This is a genomic window from Rhizobium sp. 2YAF20 (assembly GCF_052114685.1).
GTDB lineage: Bacteria > Pseudomonadota > Alphaproteobacteria > Rhizobiales > Rhizobiaceae > Rhizobium.
The window spans coordinates 1-17330 of record NZ_JBFRFF010000042.1 but is presented as its reverse complement, the minus strand read 5'-3'; the positions used below and the strand labels follow the sequence as shown (position 1 = coordinate 17330).

The 17330-nt window shown below is 58.9% G+C and carries 18 protein-coding genes and 3 pseudogenes; 13 read left to right on the top strand and 8 right to left on the bottom strand.

Features of this window, described 5'->3' with window-relative positions; translation table 11 throughout:
- Nucleotides 1-199: 199 nt before the first annotated feature.
- A complete protein-coding gene (locus AB4Z52_RS30085; RefSeq protein WP_442221541.1) occupies nucleotides 200-2245 on the bottom strand; it encodes an NAD(+) synthase in 2046 nt (681 codons plus the stop codon).
- A gap of 191 nt (nucleotides 2246-2436) precedes the next feature.
- On the opposite strand from AB4Z52_RS30085, the gene AB4Z52_RS30080 reads away from it, so the two are divergent.
- Together AB4Z52_RS30080 and AB4Z52_RS30075 are read left to right on the top strand one after the other, a co-directional pair.
- On the top strand, nucleotides 2437-3390 hold the full coding sequence (locus AB4Z52_RS30080) for a cation diffusion facilitator family transporter (RefSeq protein WP_442221540.1): 954 nt from the start codon (nucleotides 2437-2439) through the stop codon (nucleotides 3388-3390).
- Nucleotides 3391-3948: 558 nt separating this feature from the next.
- Complete coding sequence (locus AB4Z52_RS30075; protein ID WP_442221578.1) at nucleotides 3949-4347, top strand: hypothetical protein; 399 nt, start codon at nucleotides 3949-3951, stop codon at nucleotides 4345-4347.
- A gap of 105 nt (nucleotides 4348-4452) precedes the next feature.
- On the opposite strand, the pseudogene AB4Z52_RS30070 reads toward AB4Z52_RS30075, so the two are convergent.
- Nucleotides 4453-5071: pseudogene (locus AB4Z52_RS30070) on the bottom strand (LysR family transcriptional regulator); the annotation flags it as partial.
- 267 nt (nucleotides 5072-5338) lie between these two features.
- Here AB4Z52_RS30070 and AB4Z52_RS30065 point away from each other — a divergent pair.
- Complete coding sequence (locus AB4Z52_RS30065; RefSeq protein WP_442221539.1) at nucleotides 5339-5527, top strand: hypothetical protein; 189 nt, start codon at nucleotides 5339-5341, stop codon at nucleotides 5525-5527.
- 622 nt (nucleotides 5528-6149) lie between these two features.
- Complete coding sequence (locus AB4Z52_RS30060) at nucleotides 6150-6428, top strand: hypothetical protein (protein WP_442221538.1); 279 nt, start codon at nucleotides 6150-6152, stop codon at nucleotides 6426-6428.
- Between the two features lie 331 nt (nucleotides 6429-6759).
- Here AB4Z52_RS30060 and AB4Z52_RS30055 read toward each other — a convergent pair whose 3' ends face one another.
- The 3 genes from AB4Z52_RS30055 to AB4Z52_RS30045 all read right to left on the bottom strand — a co-directional run bounded on the left by AB4Z52_RS30055 (nucleotide 6760) and on the right by AB4Z52_RS30045 (nucleotide 8546).
- Entirely contained in the window at nucleotides 6760-7023 is a 264-nt protein-coding gene (locus tag AB4Z52_RS30055) for a hypothetical protein (RefSeq protein WP_442221537.1), read from the bottom strand.
- Between the two features lie 118 nt (nucleotides 7024-7141).
- Nucleotides 7142-7264, bottom strand: a complete 123-nt coding sequence (locus tag AB4Z52_RS30050) for a hypothetical protein (protein ID WP_442221536.1) — start codon at nucleotides 7262-7264, stop codon at nucleotides 7142-7144.
- 370 nt (nucleotides 7265-7634) lie between these two features.
- On the bottom strand, nucleotides 7635-8546 hold the full coding sequence (locus AB4Z52_RS30045; protein ID WP_442221535.1) for an agmatinase: 912 nt from the start codon (nucleotides 8544-8546) through the stop codon (nucleotides 7635-7637).
- Between the two features lie 374 nt (nucleotides 8547-8920).
- Between AB4Z52_RS30045 and AB4Z52_RS30040 the strand changes: the two genes are divergently transcribed.
- The 8 genes and pseudogenes from AB4Z52_RS30040 to AB4Z52_RS30005 all read left to right on the top strand — a co-directional run.
- On the top strand, nucleotides 8921-9088 hold the full coding sequence (locus AB4Z52_RS30040; RefSeq protein ID WP_442221534.1) for a hypothetical protein: 168 nt from the start codon (nucleotides 8921-8923) through the stop codon (nucleotides 9086-9088).
- Nucleotides 9085-9381, top strand: coding sequence for a hypothetical protein (locus AB4Z52_RS30035; RefSeq protein WP_442221533.1), 297 nt, complete (start codon nucleotides 9085-9087; stop codon nucleotides 9379-9381). Before AB4Z52_RS30040 ends, AB4Z52_RS30035 begins: the two co-directional genes overlap by 4 nt.
- Nucleotides 9382-9718: 337 nt before the next feature.
- Nucleotides 9719-9991, top strand: coding sequence for a hypothetical protein (locus tag AB4Z52_RS30030; RefSeq protein WP_442221577.1), 273 nt, complete (start codon nucleotides 9719-9721; stop codon nucleotides 9989-9991).
- Complete coding sequence (locus AB4Z52_RS30025) at nucleotides 9972-10202, top strand: hypothetical protein (protein WP_442221580.1); 231 nt, start codon at nucleotides 9972-9974, stop codon at nucleotides 10200-10202. The genes AB4Z52_RS30030 and AB4Z52_RS30025 overlap by 20 nt, the downstream gene beginning before the upstream one ends.
- A gap of 727 nt (nucleotides 10203-10929) precedes the next feature.
- Entirely contained in the window at nucleotides 10930-11802 is an 873-nt protein-coding gene (locus AB4Z52_RS30020) for a CDP-diacylglycerol diphosphatase (RefSeq protein WP_442221532.1), read from the top strand.
- 214 nt (nucleotides 11803-12016) lie between these two features.
- Nucleotides 12017-12436: a lipocalin-like domain-containing protein gene (locus AB4Z52_RS30015; protein ID WP_442221531.1), complete on the top strand. Its 420-nt coding sequence runs from the start codon at nucleotides 12017-12019 to the stop codon at nucleotides 12434-12436.
- A gap of 468 nt (nucleotides 12437-12904) precedes the next feature.
- Nucleotides 12905-13588 carry a DUF746 domain-containing protein gene (locus tag AB4Z52_RS30010; RefSeq protein ID WP_442221530.1) on the top strand — a complete coding sequence of 228 codons (684 nt, stop codon included), beginning with the start codon at nucleotides 12905-12907 and terminating at the stop codon, nucleotides 13586-13588.
- Between the two features lie 306 nt (nucleotides 13589-13894).
- Nucleotides 13895-14242: pseudogene (locus AB4Z52_RS30005) on the top strand (two-partner secretion domain-containing protein); the annotation flags it as partial.
- An 8-nt stretch (nucleotides 14243-14250) separates the two neighbouring features.
- Here AB4Z52_RS30005 and tnpC read toward each other — a convergent pair.
- The 3 genes from tnpC to AB4Z52_RS29990 form a co-directional block, all read right to left on the bottom strand.
- Nucleotides 14251-15849: an IS66 family transposase gene (tnpC, locus tag AB4Z52_RS30000; protein WP_442221529.1), complete on the bottom strand. Its 1599-nt coding sequence runs from the start codon at nucleotides 15847-15849 to the stop codon at nucleotides 14251-14253.
- A 75-nt stretch (nucleotides 15850-15924) separates the two neighbouring features.
- On the bottom strand, nucleotides 15925-16269 hold the full coding sequence (gene tnpB / locus AB4Z52_RS29995; RefSeq protein WP_442221528.1) for an IS66 family insertion sequence element accessory protein TnpB: 345 nt from the start codon (nucleotides 16267-16269) through the stop codon (nucleotides 15925-15927).
- On the bottom strand, nucleotides 16266-16649 hold the full coding sequence (locus AB4Z52_RS29990) for a transposase (RefSeq protein ID WP_442221527.1): 384 nt from the start codon (nucleotides 16647-16649) through the stop codon (nucleotides 16266-16268). Before AB4Z52_RS29990 ends, tnpB begins: the two co-directional genes overlap by 4 nt.
- A 64-nt stretch (nucleotides 16650-16713) precedes the next feature.
- Between AB4Z52_RS29990 and AB4Z52_RS29985 the strand changes: the two are divergent.
- A pseudogene (locus AB4Z52_RS29985) lies at nucleotides 16714-17330 on the top strand (filamentous hemagglutinin N-terminal domain-containing protein); the annotation flags it as partial.

Sequence of the window (17330 nt, the reverse complement as noted above, 5' to 3'; positions counted from 1 at the left end):
CGCGACTCGTCTCGCGAGATTTCAGCAATCCGCCATTCGATTGCTCGGCCAGTCATCGTTCAGACGACGATGCGCCGCATCGGCACGCAGTCGAATGTAGCAGGACGGCCGTCGGCAAAAAGGTCTACGGCTCCGATCTCGGCGAGAGCGACAAGGTCAGCAGACCGACCTCGTATTGCCCAACGGCACAGACTTCGGACTACGTTTCCGACACATTGCTTCGCAATTCTTCGAGCCAGACGCGAGCGTTGCCATCCGACGGTGCCCGCCAATCCCCCCTCGGCGACAAGGAGCCACCGCTAGTGACCTTGGGGCCGTTCGGCGAGGCCGAACGCTTGAATTGGCTGATCGCGAAGAAGCGATACAGAAATACCTCCATCCACCTTTTGATGGTGGCGAGATCGTATGCGTGTCGTCGGTCCTTGGGATAGCCTGGCGGCCAAACTCCTTGCGCAGCGTCGCGCCAGGCATGGTACGCCAGAAAGGCGACTTTCGAGGGACGAAGCCCATGGCGCGTCAAATAGAACAGCGTGAAATCGTGGAGTTCATATGGGCCGATCGTCGCCTCCGTGCCCTGCGAAGCATCCTTTGAACCTGAGGGGATAAGCTCCGGAGAAATGACTGTACCGAGAACGAGCAAGAGGGTTTGATTGGTTTCTTCGTTGAAGGATTTTGAATTGGCGACCCAGCGGATCAGGTGCTGAATGAGCGTCTTCGGAACGGAGGCGTTGACATTGTAATGGCTCATCTGATCTCCGACGCCATATGTCGACCATCCCAGCGCAATCTCGGACAGGTCACCGGTGCCGAGTACGATCGCCTTTCGCTGATTAGCAGCGCGGAATAGGAAATCGGTGCGCAGGCCTGCCTGGACGTTTTCGAAGGTCACGTCGTAGATCGGCTTGCCTTTCGAAAAGGGATGGCGGAGATCGGCCAACAGTCGATTGGCCAACGGCTTGATATCGACCTCCTCGGCGGTGACGCCCAGACTGCGCATCAGGGCCCAGGCGTTCGACTTGGTCGCTTCACCGGTTGCAAAACCGGGCATCGTGAACCCGAGGATATCCGACCGTGGCCAGCCGAGGCGGTCGAATGCCTGAGCGGCGACGATCAGTGCATGCGTCGAATCAAGGCCACCCGAAACGCCGATGCAGACACGACGAATCCCAGTGGCCTGAAGGCGCTTCATCAGCCCTTGGACTTGGATGCTATAGGCTTCGTAACAGTCCTGGTTGAGACGGGCAGGATCGGCGGGCGCAAACGGAAAGCGCGGTACCGACCTCCAGAGGCCTATGTCTCCCGGCGGGGGCTCGAAGCGGAAGCCGATCCGGCGAAAGCGGAGTTCAGGCCAGCCTTGCGCAACGGCCGCGTCATTGAAAGTACCTGTTCGCAATCGCTCGAGCTGGAGCCGATCCACGTCGATGTCGGCAATGACCATCTGAGACTGCATCGGAAAGCGGTCTGTTTCGGCCAGGAGCGAGCCAAGTTCATAGATGCACGCTTGGCCATCCCAGGCGAGATCAGTCGTCGACTCGCCAGGCCCCGCTGCCGAATACACGTAGGCCGCCCAGCAACGAGCGGACTGGGTTGCGCACAACAGACGCCGGATTTCCGCCTTGCCAATTGTGATGTTGCTGGCGGACAGGTTCGTCAGGATCAGAGCGCCAGCCAGCGCCGCGTGGTCGCTCGGCGGCGCTGGCGCCCAAACGTCTTCACACAGCTCGGTATGGAAGACGAAGCCCTCGACATCCTCGGCGGCAAACAGCAGGTCGATCCCGAACGGCGCCGAAGCACCTGCCACGTCGATGAACATATCACGCAGGTCGCGGCCTGATGCGAACCAGCGTTTTTCGTAGAACTCCCGATAGTTCGGCAGATGGCTTTTCGGGGTCACGCCCAGGATGCGACCGCGATGAATGGCGACCGCGCAATTATAGAGCCGACCCTCTCGTCGGAGCGGTGCGCCGACCAGCAAGACCGGGGCAAGTTCGGCACTAGCTTCGACCAGTTGACCGAGTTCCCGGTCCACGCGCTCCAAAAGCGCCGCCTGGCCCAGTAAATCATCGATCGCATAGCCGGAGAGCCCAAGCTCGGGAAACACCATCAGAGCGACTCCCTCGTCGGAGCCGCGCCTGGCGAGCTTCAAAGTCTCTGCGACGTTGTATCTAGGGTCGGCAACCTCGCACTGCGGCGTACAAGCGGCCACACGAACGAATCCTTGATCGTACGATGAATAGAAATTCACGGCGTTACCTTCCGCGTCTTGGCGCACATGCATTGCACTATGGCATATCTACGGGTCGTGGCCGAGATGCGCGCGTGTCATCAAGTAACCGGCTTCAATTCGACGGAGCCTTCATTTTCATGAATATTCCGCTTGCATCTCTAGTGGCTAGAGCTTGTAGCGTGCGCGAATACGCAACGAGAGTTTCTGCGATGTCCCCTCAGCACGACCATGGCCATCGTCACGATCATGACCACGGACATAGCCCTGGTCTCGGCCATGCTCATGCCCCCGCTAATTTCGGCAAGGCCTTTGCGATCGGAGTTGGTCTGAACGCGGCCTTCGTGATCATCGAGGTCATCTACGGCCTTGCCATCAACTCAGTATCCCTGCTCGCCGACGCCGGGCATAACCTGTCCGATGCGCTCGGGCTCGGGGTTGCATGGGCGGCGGTGATCCTTGCCAAGCGAAATCCCAGCAAGCGCTTTACCTTCGGCCTCGGCGGCACCTCGATCCTTGCGGCGTTGTTCAACGCGGTGTTCCTGCTGGTTGTGGTCGGCGGCCTGACTTGGGAGGCCATCCAGCGTTTCTGGCAGCCGGAGATCGTCTCTGGAAAGACCGTGATGATTGTCGCTGCATGCGGGATCGTGCTCAACGGCGTTTGCGCCTGGCTGTTCTCCTCCGGGAGCAAAGGTGACCTTAACGTCCGGGGCGCGTTCATGCACATGGCGGCCGACGCGCTGGTGTCTCTCGGCGTCGTGGTCGGCGGCCTGATCATTCTCCTCACCGGCTGGCACTGGATCGACCCGCTGATGAGCCTGGTGATCAACCTGGTCATCGTCGCTGGAACATGGAGCCTACTCACCGGCTCCATCACCATGAGCCTCAACGCGGTCCCGGAGGGGATCAACATGGATAAGGTTCGCCAGTCGTTGCTCGACATCCCTGGGGTCGCTTCGGCCCATGATCTCCACGTCTGGTCACTGAGCACCACCGAAACCGGGCTGACCTGCCATTTGGTCACGCCGGACGGTCATCCGGGTGACGAGGTTCTCGCGCATGCGGCAGCGGAACTGAATGTGCATTTCGGCATCAGTCACGTCACGCTGCAGCCGGAACTGAACGAACCCACAGCGGCGCACCTCGCCCAGATGCATAACCATTAGCCGATCGAGTTTGCTCCCGACTTGATGTGAAAGAAATCAAGTGTTTGACTGGTTGCCGCCGGTGACTTCAAATACCAACGCATTTGGAGACTACGTATGGTTGCCGACACAAAACTCGATAAGCAAACGATTGAAGACGCCTTCGATGCGATTGCGGAACTGGCATCGCAACGCGGCATTGAATTGGACATGGCCGTCTAGGGCGGATCATGCCTGGTTCTAGCCTCCGACATTCGTGCCGCCTCGGAGGACGTCGACGCTGTTTATCTTAATCACCAGGAGCAAGCGAGAAGGATCGTAGATACGATCACTCGACGTAAGCGTCTACGGGACAGGGCCGGGGATCCGCCTCGGCACTTGCTCCGCCCGGACTACCCGGAGGCGCACAACAACCGTGGCGTCATCTTGAAACGCGTGGGTGACCAAACCGCCGCCGAAGCCCATTACCGGGAGGCGGTTCGTCTATAGCCGGAATATCCGCAAGCACACTACAACCTTGCGATATTGCATGAAGAAACCGGCCGGGCGGAGAAAGCGGCTGTCCTTTATCGGCAAGTTTTGAAGTGCAGACCTGACTACGTTGATGCCCTTCTGCGTCTAGCCGGCCTGTTCGATCGGTGGGGCGATCGGTTCGAGGCGTATCATCATTTTCAAGAGACGCTACGGCTGCGCCCTGGCTTTGCCAAGGCCCACAACAATTTCGGCGTGTTTCTCGAAAAGCATGGCGATGCAGACGAGGCTGAATCGCACTACGGACTGGCGCTACAGGCGAGGTCGGATTACGCCGAAGCTCACTACAACTACGCCATGCTTCTCGAAGGACGCGATCTCGAGAGGGCTCAGTCTCACTATCGTGCCGCCCTCAGATCGTCGCCGGATTATGCGAAGGCCCACAAAAATCTGGCGGTGCTCCCCACGAGCAAGGCATGCTCGCGGATGCAAGATCACACTATCTAACCGCTATAAGATTGCGTCCTGCCGATCCCCACACGCATCGGAACCTGTCTCTTCTGCTGGCGGCGATGGGCGAGGACGAGCAAGCTGATCGATATGCCCGGAAAGCGAAGGAGCTTGCTGCGGGTTGATCTTGCGAGCGGGGAGGTCCTGCGGTGTCGCAGGCAAACGGTTCTGGTGGGAAGTAGGCGGGCGAGCCCACCACTGCCATGCGCACGTCCGGGCCTATCGGAGCCGCGATCATGTCCTTTGCGACCTGCTCGCCGAGACGGACGCCGGCATCGAAGCGTTCCGCCACGATGTCGGCCAGCCTGTAGTCGACGATGATCTCAACTGTCACGTCGGGATTGTCCGGCAGAAACCGTTCGAGTGCGGGAGCGAGAACCGAGATTGCGGAGTGTTCTCCCGCGGTGGTCCGAACCGTGCCCGTCGGGCGATCGCGCATCTCGCTCAACGCGGCCAGCTCGGCCTGGATCTCCTCGAACCGCGGACCTGCGGTGTCCAGCAGCCTCTTGCCTGCCTCCGTCGGAGACACCCGCCTCGTCGTCCTTGTCAGGAGCCTCATGCCGAGGCGCTCTTCAAGGCTGCGGTTCGCCTGGCTGAGCGCCGAATGGGAGACGCCCGGTTTGACTGCGGCTCCTTTTGTGAAGCTCTCCTCGCGCGCGACTGTAACAAAGGCGTCCCTTCGTCTTTCCAATCCTTGCGAGCGCCTCTGTGACGGAGGCATCAAGCCGTTCCGGTGGAATGATGGGGGATCGTTTCGCGACCACTATACCCAGCATTGGCTCCGGGTCGGCGTCCAACGAGGGCAGATGGGCAGCGCACGTGGGATCGACAGCAGCCGCGATACCGGCAGCGCGAGCTTGTCTGTTCAGCCCTCAATCAACGTCCAAGCTGTCCGAAATGAGATACCTACGGATCGATCTGTGCTATCTCACGGGCCGGCGGAACATGCGAACACCTCCTGCGTTGCGGTAATCGAGGAGAAACTCATATGTCCGTTCCCATCGTGCCCCCGCTCGATAATCCACCATCCGATCCAGACCGCATTCCAGGGGAAGAGCCTCTCCCCGATCCGGAGCCTGATCAGGGTGCTGTACCGGTCAGCCGGTCGTCGTCGCACTGTCCCACGTGGGGACTGCTGTGCAACGGCGTTCGTCTGCAGTCGGAGGGTCGCAGGTGAGCGAAAACTGGAAAAATGGCTTGCGTCTGCAGCTCGAGGACTTCGTAGACTCTTTGGTCGTCAAAGTTGCGACGCAGGCCGACGTCTACGACGCGATCGTAGAAGAGATCGGAGATCTTAAGACTGCCTACGACCGCGATCCCGACCCCGGGTCGCCTAGGCGCCGAGGCCGAAGAACCGTCGAACGAGTGGCCGGGGGCGTTGCCGTGACAGCTAGCCAATAAAAAAGGCCGGGGCGAAACCGCACCGACCTTTCCAACATCGCTCTTCACACCAGTGCCAGTACATCCGTGGTCAAAAGTAGTCGAACGACTTCGGCAGTCGCGAACGCTCCCGCGGAGCACTCACCAGCAACGCCGATGAGCATTAAGTAAGCTCTGAATGTGTTTTATTCAAGCCGTTCACTTCGGGCGACGATAACCGCGTCGGGCGGTTCTGCTTTGAAAAGGACTTCGGCGAACGACCTTCAGGGCGATCGGCCGATCGCCCGAGACTAATGCACTTGATGCCTAGCAGCTATGACTTGCTCCGTGGGTGACCAATCACCATCTGCCATTCACAGCCAGTTGACTTCATCGAATTATCAACGCCGCGATCTGTTGGTCTGCGCGAGGAGACGATCATGCATGGCATATCGAAGACCTTGTATGAAATGACGCTAGCCGAGCGGACGAGCCTGCTCGACACGGTAGCCGACGCGCTGGAAGCGACGGCCGAGGAGGCGGAGGACGAGGGCGACGCACGCTTCGTCTCAAATTCCATGTGCGTGGCAAACACCATCCGCGGCATGAACGTCTGGCTCGGGCCACGTGATCTGGCGGCAGCCGAACTCCTGCTTGAGCAGGGCATCATGCTCGTGCATCAATTTTCGAACCGGAAGACCGCCGCCACTCTCCACTGACCGCGAGGTGTCTAGCCCGCCGCGGTGCTAGTTCCCCAACGAAGTTTCTATGGCGGCGACCGGCGAGCATGACTGCTTTCATGCCATCTTGGCAGTGTGGCAGATTGAGGCCTTCGTATAACCCTTCCAAGCCGACGATCGCTGAATTCCCCGCCCGTGCTGCAGCGCGGAACATTTCCGCCAGACGAGCGTTCGCCTAAGTCTGCCCCTCCCTGCGCAGACATCTCGAGAAGGCCAGGTGTCACCCCGTGTCCCCTCACAGCGACACCTGGCCGCCCCGCTCACAGATCAATCGCGTCCCTGTTCGCCTATAGCGCGGGCGTGACGGCCTTTAGGCCAGCGGTTTTCGCTCCCGCTTGGCATCCTCGCGGCCAAATTGGATACCGCGTGCGGCCCGTACCAGCTCAAGTAGCTTTTGTTCGTCTCTGACGCCTTGGCGATAGAGATGGATGGTTATGGCGGCAATCCTGTTGGCTTCCTCCGAGCCGGGGGCACATTTCTGCTCGTCGCATACGGTGTTGTGGACCGATTGGCAGACGCCAAGATCTCGGGATGTCAGGGGTTCGTCGGTTGGCTTTATCCTCTGGTCTCTCATCGTTTCATCCTCCAAGTGGAACGACAAAAGAAAAAGATAATTCCGGATTTTTCGGACTTCAATAGCCCTAAGGGCTACCACAAAAATCAGCAATTTCCGTCGAGCCGAGCCGAACCGGCTAGATGGCGCGAAATAGGATCATCGCCGGATAGCTGATCGCGGCCAGGACAATCAGCAGTGAGATGCCAGCCTTCACCAATCTGATACGGCGCGCTCGCGCACCGCTCCAATTGTAATTCACGCCTTACCCCCGTCATACTTCCCATCGCAGCGCCGAACCTAGCGTTTGGCGTCGCGGTTCCAAAGGGCTGACGATGTTTCACACATAAAATCAATCGGGCGATTTCCATGGGCGACATTGTCACCGCTCAACGCATTCGCGCCCTACGAAGGGGCAGGTGAAAGCAATCTAAATTCCGTCGTCGTATCGCTTAATCAATTTGGCGCGACGTTCGGGCTGGATAGGCCGCGCCGCCTGGCACAACTGGTACAACCCTGTCGATGCAGAGCCGCTGAGTGGAGATGGCATAACGATAGGTTGGGACGACAACTTCGGTCGCGAAGCGCTGGTCTGGAAGGTCGCGCCCGAGAGGGGTGAACTGGGCGCGGATTCAAACCTGCCGGACGATGGCGCCGATCACGTTGACGAGAAGGCGCGCGGCGGCCTGGGCCGACAGGCCGCCAATGTCGGCGGGAGGATAGAGCTCGACAAGGTCGAATCCTGCGATCCTGGCGCGTCTGCCCAGGCCTGCAATCAGATTGATCACCTGCGTGTAGGTGAGGCCACCGGGGGTACGCGCCGCCACGCCCGGCATAATACTCGGATCAATGCTGTCGCAGTCGAGGGTGACGACGACCCGCGCGTCTTCCGGAATATGCTGGAGAGCGGATTCGACGCCACGGGCGTGAATCGCTTGAGCGGTTACAAAGTGGCTGCCATAGCGTCGCGCTGCTTCGATGTCGGTGATGCGCGCGCTACCGACACCGCGTAGGCCGACTTGCACGATGCCGGCGACATGTGGCATCTCGCTCGCTCGACGCATCGGGCTCGAATAACCGTAGCGTTCGCCTTGCACCTCCTCGCGCCAGTCGATGTGGGCGTCAATCTGCAGGATCCAAACTGGCCCGTCGTCCGAAAAGCCTGTGAGGAAGGGAATGGTCACGGAACAATCGCCGCCGAGCAGGATCGGTACGGCTTGCAACGTTAGGGCCTCGCGGGTCCTCGTCTCGATCCGGGCCCGGTTGCCGGCATTGTCATTCATAATGGTCGGGATGTTGCCGACGTCGATGCAACAGACCGGCTTGGCGTCGAATAGTGGGCCGCCGAGATCGAAATCCCAATGCTCGACGAGCGCGGCGTCGTTTTGGCTCGCAGCGCGGATGGCGTCGGCGGCCAGAGTGTGGCCGCTGCTGTCCTTGCCGGGATAGGTGGTGCCGTGACCGGCTCCGAAGATCACAACGTGGGGCATACAGCCATCGGCGAGGCGATCGGGAAAGCCGAGAAAGGGCGGAGAGGCGGTCACTTCTTGATGGTCCTGATGAGGGCTTGAGCTGAAATTTCAGTGTTGAGGGTGCAGGATGGGGTCGCTAGTTCGTCAAAAAGCGCACTTCCGAAAATCGCCAGAAACTCCTGCGTTGTGAAGCATGGGTTGCATACTTTATCAAACTATTACCTCGACAAGAGCGACTGCAATTGGCGGCGCCAACCAGTCACTGCGATCGCATCCTCCATGGCGCCCTGGCATCTCAGGAACCGGTCGGGATTTCGATCCGCCGGTGGGGAATGGATGCGGCTCATTCGTAAGAGATGTCGTTCGCTTTCGAACCGTCAAGGCGTCCGTCTTGTCTGGATGGCCGACATCACCATCTTGAGTCCGAATTCGACTGGAGTCTCGACATGGAAGACGCCGCTGACCTGAAGTACGACCTCACGATGGAGACGATGGAAATCCTTCCGCCTGAGCGGGAAGACGCAGGAGGCGTCGCTTGCCTCTGCTGCGGATGTGTCCGAGCGTCGTTGGACGAGGATGGCTGCGGCATTTGCGAAGAGTGCCTCGCGCCGTGAACGGTACCAGCGCTTCCGTCACGCCGGGATTCGAGCAGGCACTTGCTGGGCTTCCAGACGGGTACGTCGAGGGGGACTTCCAAGAACGGCAGTGGGGATCGACCATCCAGCGTTCCGACGACGGTCGGCGTGTCTGGCTGTACGCCGAGGAACTCGGCGGCACGGACCTCGTCTCGTTCAACCTCTACGTCCTCTCCGAAGGGCGGTCGGTGTTGAAGCCGTGCGAGATGTCGTCCGAGAAGGTGACAGAATTCGTTCTTGGGTTTGTGCCAGGCGCCCGTTCCGGCGAGTAGCAGCCGAACGAGCTACGCGCAAAAACTCTGGAGCCCGATTACGAATGTTCAGTCGCGAAACCCAGGCGCCTTCGAAGGCACCACGTCCGGGAACAGAAGGACGTCGCCGGCGTTTGCCAATCGAAGGAGACCATCCATGACCGAAGAAAAAAAGATCGTGGAAGTGACTGTGACCAACGACGGCGGAGAACAGGTTCCCGTCGGCATCATGAATGCAAAGCAGGCGCTATCTCTTCCCGAGGAAATGGACGTCACCGTTTCTCATCCCGATCCCAAGGCCGGAGCAACTGACGAGTTCATCGATCGGGACGAATTGCGGACCCTGACGGAGCCGTGGATAGAGCCGGTCGGCACTCGGTTCCCTGCGCCCATAAGTGAAGACACTGCGGATCGTTTCGAGGAAGCGAAGGCTGCCGCTCGCGACGTGTTGGACGAAGTCATTGCAACGGCGAACGAGGCCGGCTGGGCAACGCGGGAAATTGTCGTTGCTCTGATCGAGGCCGCGCGTTCGCTAGAGGAGGCGAATAAGGCCGATCCGGATCCGGCAGACGATCCTGTGGCAAGCGACGCCGTGCTGGAACAGATCGGGCATGGCGAGCAGTTCGATTGAATGCTTTTTGTGTATCCTCGACATGAGCGACAACGCCAAACCACGGCACGAGCACAACCGCTCCAAACCCGCCGCGGACGTCTCGTTCCCCGACGACCGGATGACCGTGGAACACTTCCGCGTCCGCTTTACACGCGCGCTGGAGCGACTCCCGCAAGGCATGGTGGTGTGCATAGGCGATTTTTTTCAGGTAGCGATGGCGTGTCGCTAATTTGGCAAGATAATCGCGTGGGACATGATACAAAGATTGCTAATCTAGCTGTAGTCACTGTTTCCATGCTGGCCCCCGTTAGTGCGGCGGCAAGTAGCACTCCAACGAATGGCGCGGAGTTTGCCACCCCCGCCAATCCATCGAGTAGCCCATGGTTCGTCATTCCGTTAGCTCCGTCCGATCCGCGTGCAAGTCTAACAGTCGGAACAATGAGCAGGATCTCACCCGATCTTGGTGACTGGACGCTTCAGGAATACGAGGGCGTATTACGCCGCGCGCCCCTTGCCGATTACGAGAAACGGAATGCTCGATATCCCTTGCCGCCAGCGTTCGAATGAGCTGGCTCGGTTTGTCTGAACAGTCCCCGCCCGATCAGGAAATGAGGGTGAGAAATAAAGGACGCCGCCCTTCAATAAGATGAATGGTATGAGGCGGATGCTTCTAACGGTTCGCCTCATCTCTCCAGCCTTGGGCGCCTTGTTTCCGAAGTGGCGCGCAAGGTCCACTCATCCTTCGACCGTCGAACATCAGGGCGGAAGCATCCCAAGACAGGCGAAATGCGAATAGCACGGATGTCCGAGCGACACAATTCAAGCGCCTTACCCTTTGCCGGGGCGCTGATGTTGGCCGGATTGCGCCATGAGCGGTCATCCGCGGTGCTACGAACTCCATATTTCCTGCGTTGCCAGACAACGATCCTGGAAATATCAATGTTCCGACAGTCGCAATGGAAATCTCCGTCGAATTCTTGAGGTCGATGGTTCTGCCGCGTCTATCGAAACGGATTCAGGGAAGATATCATGAGAGCCAAATCTTCGGAAATGATTGGCTCGTCAGTAAAAAATCGAAATCACGCATGAAGCATCGTCCTGGCATTCTCGCTATTTCTCTCGCTGTTGCAGTCGTAATCATGAGCTCATTCGTCAGCCGCTCTGCTTTGGGGCTGGTCGTTAAAGCTTGCGAGATGAACTCTATCCTAACAGGATCGCCATATCCGTGCCTCAAAGTAGTTCAGGCGCAGGATCCGCTGTCCTCCTACGCCGTTCTTCGCGAACCGACCGACAAAGAGAGAACCATTCTTGCGCCGCTAGCCGATGTGGCCGGCATCGAAGACCCTCGCGTTCTGACGGCGGGAGCGCCTAACTATTTTGACGCAGCGTGGAGAGAGCGATCAGCCGCAATCGGCCTGCTCGGATGGAAGGTTTCACCACAGGATTTTGCGTTAGCGATAAACGCCGCCAGTTGGCGCACACAAGATCGGCTTCATATCCACATGGGATGCGAGACGCCTCGCTTTCGCGCTCTGCTGAAGACCCATGCGGCAGAGATTGGAAGCGTCCGGTTTACAAACTTGAGGACCAATGCCCGTTGGTGGGCAACGTTCCATACGGCCGATGATTTCTCAAATTTGAACCCGTTGAAGGTTGTCGCAGACGGTGTTGATGGAGCCCGCTCAAATATGAAAAACGTGGTAGTAGGCGTCTTTGGCGCCACATTACCGGACGGGCAGCATGGCTTCTATATTCTGGCGAGAATAATCGGAACCAACAAATCCCGCGGGTCCGCGGAGGATATGATTGATCCTAAGTGCCAACTCTAGGGGCGGTCGCATAGAGATCGTATCTTCCAGACGTCCAAATTTGCCTAAGAGCCTGATCGAAAATTAAGAATTTTGACGAAGCGTTTTTAGCCGGAGATTCTCGGGTTTTTGAGACGAGCGAAGGGGCTTCATTATCTTGCGAGCTGACGCCCCGCTGTGCAACATCGACCCAACGGATATCGGATCATGTCCGGTGCGACAGAGGAGATACGTCATGTCGGCTTCGGCATCGGTGCGCGGCGCATTGCTGGGATGGTGGAAGATCACGTCTTTTCATGTCGAATTGGAAGATACTGGCGAGTGCGTGGACATTTTCGGCGTCGACCCTCTCGGCCAAATGGTAATCACCAATGACCGGATGATGTCGATCCTCACATCCAGAGGGCGCACCGACAAAGACGCCGCAGCGCTCTTCGAAACGATGATGGCCTACTCTGGCTCGTGCCATGTCGAGGACGAGGGCAGGCTCGTCATAAAAGTAGACGCAGCGTGGCATCCGGCTTGGGTCGGCACTGAACAAGTTCGATTCTTCAGTGTTGACGGCGATACTCTGTCAATAACCACGGCTTGGCAAACCCATCCGAAGTTCCCTGGACGAATGGCGCGCGGCGTGCTGACGGCGCAAAGGTTATAAGTGTCAATCCAGGTATGGGGTCCGCGCGCGGGTCGGCTCGCTATCTCTCTGACCGCGAGGCGAGGAGCAGATCCCGCCGGGCGCTCCGAAAGAGCCTTAGGGCATTTTCCACGCGGCTATGGCCGATCATCACTGGTGGTCTACCGAAGAGCTTCAACAAGCCACCGAGATCATTTTCCCCGACGGTCTTTTGGAATTGGTTAGCCGTATATGACCGCAACGGGGGCCGACTGCGGAAGACTGTCGGCGATGACGCGGTATATTACGCAGTCCCTCCTCCTGTTCGGAAGCCGGAACAATGCCGGCGGCAACGCTTAAAAATAGCCAGAAAGCATTTTTCAGAAGGCTTGTGACTTTCGCGCGCTGCACCTAAAACATCCCGCTGTTTCAGCAGGCAAATTTTCGCTCCAATGTTCAGATGCGCAGCCGCCCTAAAGGCCCTCCTGTTGCACCGGCAATGAGATTGACATGACAACAACGGCTCCCCCCAAACGTATATTCGACCCGATGATGCCGCGGACGGGGCACTATCGGCCAATTCCCGATACGGAAGACAAGGCGTTGACCGCCTGGCTGCAGGGGCAGTTCGATGAGATACTGTCGCTGTCGGAAGCACCGCCACGCTGTCCGCATTGCGGAGGCGGCGAGACGGTGCTTGCCACGCGCGCAGCCCATCCGAAACCGGTCCTGCCGGTGTTTCGGTGTGTTGCCTGCGACGTGCATTTCCGCCGCACCACCGGCACCCCCCTGTCGAGGCTGAAGTTCCACAACTTGCCGCAGTTCATCCGGCTGTTGTCGCAACAACGACCAGTCACGGACGCAGCCGCGATCCTTGGTGTCAAGCCGGTATCGGTCACGCGCTGGATCAAGCGCACGCGGCAATGGATATTGCAACTTGATCCGTCCGGCCACTGGGACGCAAAGGTTCGGCTGGGCATGGAGATCCGGCCTGATATCGTGTGCCCGCATTGCGGGGTGGCCGATCAGATGCATTATCGCGGCTTTGCTTCGGATAGCGGCGTCCGCCTGTGCCGTTGCGACGCCTGCGGACGTTTATGCCGTCTGTCCGGCGTGCTGCACGACCAAGGCCCCGGWTTCGTGCTCGAGCACCGCGTCGTGGCGCGTCCGCCATCGCCGCGCCGCAAGGCCTGAAGCRCCTGCGATAAACTATCCGTGATGCGTGTTTTTATCCGCATTTCCTATAGGTTTTGGTGTAAAATTCACACGGTCTTTACCAAATTTGCGCGAACTTACCCTAAGTTTGCTCTCCATATCCGTGCAGAGATTGACGCGCGCCGATAAGTCGATCAAGAAAAATCRWCARTATGTGCCGCATGACGCGGCCTGGGCGAGGTGAGATGTAGGCTAGATGTTTGGGCGAGAGCCGCGGACGTAGCCCGACCTCAGAAGGGCGAACGTATCGTGGGCAAACATCCAAGGCAGCAATCAGGCAGCGCCATTCATTGGCTCGTGCGCCTCGGACAGCAATCGCTTGCCGTCATCCTTAGCGCCCTTCTGTTGCTGCAGCCGGCCATCGCCAATGCCCAGTCGGTCTCGGCAAGCACCACCGCCCCTGCSGCCAACCAGCCGGGYRTYGGTGCGGCTCCCAACGGCGTGCCRCTGATCGATATCGTCACCCCGAACGCGGCCGGCCTGTCACACAACAAATTTTCGGACTTCAACGTCGGTACGCCGGGGCTGATACTCAACAACTACAAGGGCGAGGTCGGCACCTCGAACCTCGGCGGCGTGACGCCGGGCAATCCGAACCTCAATAATTCCAACCCTGCCTCCGTCATCTTAAACGTAAGCGGTTAGCCGGTAGCGTCGTCGCTGAAGTTCCACGGCATTAGCTGCTCGATATCTGAGGCTGGCCAGCGATTTGCGATGCGTGTCAACGTTTGAGATAGCCAGGCGAGCGGATCGACGTTGTTCATTTTTGCCGTCTGCAGAAGTGTGGCGATCGTCGCCCATGTCTCTCCACCGCCCTCGCTCCCAGCGAAGAGGCTATTTTTTCTTGTAATTGTCTGGGGCCGGATCGCGCGTTCGACGATGTTGGAGTCGATTTCGATGCGGCCATCGGTCAAGAAGCGCTCGAGCGCCTCCCGGCGTGTCAGAGCGTAGCGGATCGCCTCGGCAGTCTTGGACTTTCCGGAGACTTTGGAAAGCTCCTTTTCCCACGATTGGAAGAGATCGGCGACGATGGCAGCGGACGTCTCCTGACGACGCGTTGCGCGTGTCTCGGCATCACTGCCGCGGATCTCGTCCTCAACCTTCCAAAGTTCCGTCATGGCTGTGATCGACGCTGTCGCAGCGTCATTGATGCCACCGACGTGCAGCTCGTAAAACTTACGACGTAGATGTGCCCAGCAGCCGGCCAGCTTGATCGTTTCATTACTTCCGGACTTGGCGCGCTCTTTAAGCATGCTGGTATAGGCCGAGTAACCGTCAACTTGCAGGATGCCACTGAACCCGGCGAGATGGCGCGCGACACACTTGCCACCTCTGCTGTCTTCGAAGCGATAAGCAACCATCGGCGGACCAGACCCGCCAAACGGTCGGTCGTCGCAAGCGTATGCCCACAGCCACGCCTTCATCGTCTTGCCGTAGCCTGGAACCAGCGTCGGCAAGGTCGTCTCGTCCGCGAATATCCTCTCGCTGGCTTTGATGCGCTCCAGTATGTAATCCGCCAAGATTCGCAACTCGAAGCCCAGATGCCCCATCCACTGGGCCATCAAAGAGCGGCTGAGAACCACGCTGTCGCGCAGATAGATCGCCTCCTGGCGGTAAAGCGGAAGACCGTCGGCGTATTTCGAGACCGCGATATAGGCCAACAACCGTTCGCTCGGCAGGCCGCCTTCGATGATATGCGCTGGTGCCAAAGCCTGCAGCACGCCGTCACGCTCCCGGAATGCGTATTTCGGGCGGCGTGTGACGATGACTCTGAACTTCGGCGGTATGACATCGAGCCGCTCGGATCGATCTTCGCCGATCAGAACTTTCTCCAAGCCCTGGCATTCGTCGGGGATCTCCGGCTCGATGACTTCCTCGATGCGCTCCAGATGGGCAGCAAAACCTTTGCGAGGCCGCGCTGCCCTCTTTGGCCGTTCTTTGCCGACCTGGCCGAGTTCACGATCAATCGCGGCAAGGCCAGCCTCGATCTCCTCGAAAGCGAAGTCTATCTGGTCGTCATTGATCGCCAGCCGCAGACGCTCGGAGCGCGTACCATTTTGGGCACGCTGCAAGACCTTCAAGATCGCCGTTAAAGTGGTGATCCGCTCGTCGGCTTTCTGTTGGACAGCCTTCATTCGGGCGATTTCGGCCTCAGTCGCAGCCTTCTCTGCGCTCATCGCGATGATCATTGCTTTCAGCGCTTCGACGTCGTCAGGAAGGTCGGAACCAGGTAAAATCATGAGATGCACTAAAGCATAAAATCAGCCGATTTCCCAACACTTACAGCGACATGATTCATCTTGCCGCAGGCCTGTTCAGCCTGTCGAAAGCGGTCTGCGCACTTGGGCAGGCCTGATCCTTTTCCAGTCCATACCAGCCAGAAGTGCCATCAACTGCGCATGGTCGAGACGGATGCGCGTGGCTGATTTCGCTGGCCAGTAAAAACCATTTTCCTCAAGAATTTTTGCGTAAAGGCAGATACCTGTACCGTCCCACCAGACAATGCGGATCCGGTCTGCGCGTTTCGAGCGGAATACAAAGAGAGCGCCACTGAATGGATCAAGGCCGCCATCCCGCACCAAGGCCATCAACGACGCAGCGCCCTTGCGGAAGTCGACCGGTTGGCATGACACGTAGACCACCACACCCGAAGCGATCATGCTTGCCGCACCGCCCTGACAATGCCGCTCAGCAGCGCCGGATCGATGGAGGCGCTGACGCGAAGCGTTGTGTCGCCCACCCAAATCTCTACGGAGTCCGTTCGCACCGCTTCGAAACGCGTAAAGGCCTCATTGTCCCCGGTTGCCTTCAGACGCTGAACCGAGCCCGACGCAAGGGCTGCTCGCCGCCATCCGAAAAGCTGCGACGGGTCCATTCCATGGGCACGCGCGACCGCAGAGACATTCGCGCCGGGTGCCAACGCTTGTTCGAGGATCAGACTCTTCGCTTCCTCTGACCACAACTTCGGCTTTCGCCGCTTTCGCACCGGCTCCGCCGTCAGAATTTCGAACGTACGACCCTGATTCATATCTTCGCTCATAGGTTTCCCAGCATGATTCATGCTGAAAATGAGCGATTTCCCGTCTCGATGCTACGTGGGATGGCCTATCCGCTTACTCTTAAACGAGGTAACGAGCGGCAACCGTTCGGCACTGAACGGGCCGACGGAAGTTTTTGGTGGCAGAGCCGATGTAGTGATCGCTAATCCTAACGGGATCACTTGCAGTGGTTGCGGTTTCATCAACACCCCGCATGCGACGCTGACCACAGGTACGCCCGATATCGGTGCCGACGGCAGCCTGACCGGCTTCACCGTCAATGGCGGCGATGTGACCTTCGAAGGAGCAGGCGGCAACTTCTCTTCCGGTCCTGGCGCCGTCGACCTGTTCGACGTCGTCTCCCGCAATATTCACGTTAATGCTCCTGTCTACGGCAAAACCCTGCGGCTGACGGGTGGCGCCAGCAAATATGATTATGCCACCGGCGAGGCGACGGCGCTGACGGCAACCTCGGGCACGCCGGAATATGCCATCGATGGCTCGGCGCTCGGCGCCATGCAGGCCGACCGCATCAAGATCGTCGTCACCGAGAAGGGTGCCGGCGTCAACATGGCCGGCGACATGGCCGCCAATGCCGGCGAACTGTCACTGTCGGCCGACGGCAAGATCTCGATCGGCAATGTTTCGGGAAGCCAAGGCGTCAGCATCAGCTGCATCAGCTC

Bases quoted from the DNA above. Each gene is read 5' to 3' on its own strand.
- AB4Z52_RS30080 (WP_442221540.1), top strand. From the start codon at position 2,437: ATGTCCCCTCAGCACGACCATGGCCATCGTCACGATCATGACCACGGA.
- AB4Z52_RS30065 (WP_442221539.1), top strand. From the start codon at position 5,339: ATGTCCGTTCCCATCGTGCCCCCGCTCGATAATCCACCATCCGATCCA.
- AB4Z52_RS30060 (WP_442221538.1), top strand. From the start codon at position 6,150: ATGCATGGCATATCGAAGACCTTGTATGAAATGACGCTAGCCGAGCGG.
- AB4Z52_RS30055 (WP_442221537.1), bottom strand. From the start codon at position 7,023: ATGAGAGACCAGAGGATAAAGCCAACCGACGAACCCCTGACATCCCGA.
- AB4Z52_RS30040 (WP_442221534.1), top strand. From the start codon at position 8,921: ATGGAAGACGCCGCTGACCTGAAGTACGACCTCACGATGGAGACGATG.
- AB4Z52_RS30025 (WP_442221580.1), top strand. From the start codon at position 9,972: ATGGCGAGCAGTTCGATTGAATGCTTTTTGTGTATCCTCGACATGAGC.
- AB4Z52_RS30020 (WP_442221532.1), top strand. From the start codon at position 10,930: ATGGAAATCTCCGTCGAATTCTTGAGGTCGATGGTTCTGCCGCGTCTA.
- AB4Z52_RS30015 (WP_442221531.1), top strand. From the start codon at position 12,017: ATGTCGGCTTCGGCATCGGTGCGCGGCGCATTGCTGGGATGGTGGAAG.
- tnpC (WP_442221529.1), bottom strand. From the start codon at position 15,849: ATGATTTTACCTGGTTCCGACCTTCCTGACGACGTCGAAGCGCTGAAA.
- tnpB (WP_442221528.1), bottom strand. From the start codon at position 16,269: ATGATCGCTTCGGGTGTGGTGGTCTACGTGTCATGCCAACCGGTCGAC.
- AB4Z52_RS29990 (WP_442221527.1), bottom strand. From the start codon at position 16,649: ATGAGCGAAGATATGAATCAGGGTCGTACGTTCGAAATTCTGACGGCG.